Source organism: Actinomycetota bacterium (assembly GCA_019347575.1).
Classification (GTDB): Bacteria; Actinomycetota; Nitriliruptoria; order Nitriliruptorales; family Nitriliruptoraceae; genus JAHWKY01.
The window spans coordinates 1-2,185 of the sequence record JAHWKY010000115.1 but is presented as its reverse complement, the minus strand read 5'-3'; the positions used below and the strand labels follow the sequence as shown (position 1 = coordinate 2,185).

Here is a 2,185-nt window from a genome sequence, read left to right as displayed (position 1 = left end):
GGACATAGGGGGATGTAAGCTATTCCTCGTATAAGACGTTTTCCCCAGCATGCCCGGGTGCCGTGTCGCGGTTCGGTGACGTATCGGCAGTATACTTATATATCAGCATACGTTCTTCGGCGGCAGTCAGTCCCTGAAACTGCCCGATTCGATCCGTCCCGAAAGGGGTTACTCGCTCGCAGCCCAAGCGCCGGCGATGACCGTCGTCGGACTCGACGATACCGACTCCCGCGAGCGCGGGTTGTGTACGACCTACGTCGCCGCGGAGATCGCGGAGCGCGCCGGGGCCGGCCGTGTCGAGGTGATGCGCCTGGACCTGGCGGACCTCGCGTCCGTGCGCTCCTTCACCGACGGGTTCGCGGATCGCTACGACCGGCTCGACGTGCTCGTCAACACCGCCGGGGTGATCCTCACCGACCGGCAGGAGACCGTGGACGGGTTCGAGGCGACGATCGCCACGAACCACCTCGGGCCGTTCCTGCTGACCGTGCGCCTGCTCCCGCTGCTGCGGGCGTCGGCGCCCGCGCGGATCGTGAACGTCGCGTCGGTCGCGCACGTCGGGGCCGACCTCGACCCCGACGACCTCCACCACGAGCGGCGCGACTACCAGGCGATGGCCGCCTACCGCGCGTCCAAGCTGGCCAACATCCTGTTCACTCGGGAGCTGGCCCGCCGGCTGGACGGTTCGGGCGTGACCGTGAACGCGTGCCATCCCGGCACGGTCGCCAGCGGGTTCGGTCTCGACGGTGACACCCACGGCATCTTCCCGGTGCTGCTGCGGATCGCCGCCCCGTTCATGAAGGGCCCAGCACACGGGGCGGTCACCCCGATCCACCTGGCGGGGTCGCCTGAGGTCGAGGGCGACACGGGCGGCTACTACACGCGACGTCGGCGTACGCAGCCTTCGCCGGCAGCCCGCGACGGCCGGCTGGCCCGTCGGCTGTGGGAGGCCAGCGCCGACGCGGTCGGGCTCGATGCGCATCGAGTGTCCGGGGGGTCCGACCAGCCGGACTGAGCGGACGGCCGATGCTCGGCCGCGAGCGTGTGGTCAGCCTCGCACGGCGGGCATCACCTGCTCGGCGAGGAGCTCGAGGTTGCGCCAGCCCACCTCCGGAGGCAGGCCACCGATGAGCGGGTGGGAGGTGACGGTCGCCCCATCGCCCGCGGCGCGGACCTCGGCGACCAGCTCGTCCGGCGTGCACACCCGGTAGATGCCGGCCTCGCGCATCTCCTCAACCGTGCGAGAGGTGTCGAGCACCGCCGAGCGCGAACCCTGCTGCCAGCTCGTGTAGCTCCGCGCCTCGTGCAGGAGGTGCTCACCGTGCTCGGCCCAGAAGCGGTCGGGATCGTCCGCGCACAGGTAGGTCCCGGTGCGATCGGGCGGCGTCATGACGAACCCGCCGTCGTGGCCGTGCCGGTCGAGTTCATCCCGGTAGACGTCGGCCAGCTCCGGGTCGGCGTGCTGCGGGAAGAACCCGAGGCCGAACCGGGCCGCCCGGCGGGCCGCGGCGGTCGATCCCCCGCCGTACATCAGCAGCGGATGGGGGTCGCTCAGCGGTCGGGGGGTCACCCGGACCCGCCGCCCCGCGTGCTCGAAGGGCTCGCCGGTCCACGCCCGCAGGAGGGTGGTGAGGTGCTCCTCCATGATCTCGCCGCGCCGTGACCAGTCGACCCCGAGCTGCTCGTACTCCTCCGGCCGGTAGCCGACGGCGAGGACGTGGCTCACCCGGCCGCTGCTGATGATGTCGAGCACGACCATGTCCTCGGCGAGGCGGACGGGCTCGTACAGCGGCAGGACGAGCACCGCGGTCATGATCGGCAGGCTGGAGGTGCGGGCGGCCATCGCGGTGGCGAGCACCAGTGGCGAGGGGAGGTAGCCGTCGTCCACCCCGTGATGCTCGGACAGCACGACCATGTCGAAGTGGTGCTGCTCGCACCACGCCGCCTGGTCGAGGGCGGCACGGAACAGGTCGGCGCGGGAGGCGGGGCCACCCGCCGGCGCACGGAGGTCGTATCGAGCGATGAACAGGGCCACGGGCGCAGCCTGCCACGGACCTGACGGTGTGTCAGGTTTCCCGCGGGGGAGGGACCGCGGATGGGAGGCTGACGACGTGCTGCTCGATGCCATCGACCATGTCCAGCTCGCCATGCCGCCGGGCGGGGAGGAGCTCGCCACCTGGTTCTA

General features: G+C 71.0%; 2 protein-coding genes. One reads left to right on the top strand and one right to left on the bottom strand.

All coding sequences use genetic code 11. From position 1 onward, the window contains the following. Positions 1 to 196: 196 nt before the first annotated feature. Positions 197 to 1,015, top strand: coding sequence for an SDR family NAD(P)-dependent oxidoreductase (locus KY469_22900; protein MBW3665940.1), 819 nt, complete (start codon positions 197 to 199; stop codon positions 1,013 to 1,015). 33 nt (positions 1,016 to 1,048) lie between these two features. Here KY469_22900 and KY469_22895 read toward each other — a convergent pair whose 3' ends face one another. Beyond that, positions 1,049 to 2,029, bottom strand: a complete 981-nt coding sequence (locus tag KY469_22895) for an LLM class flavin-dependent oxidoreductase (protein ID MBW3665939.1) — start codon at positions 2,027 to 2,029, stop codon at positions 1,049 to 1,051. Between the last annotated feature and the right edge of the window lie 156 nt (positions 2,030 to 2,185).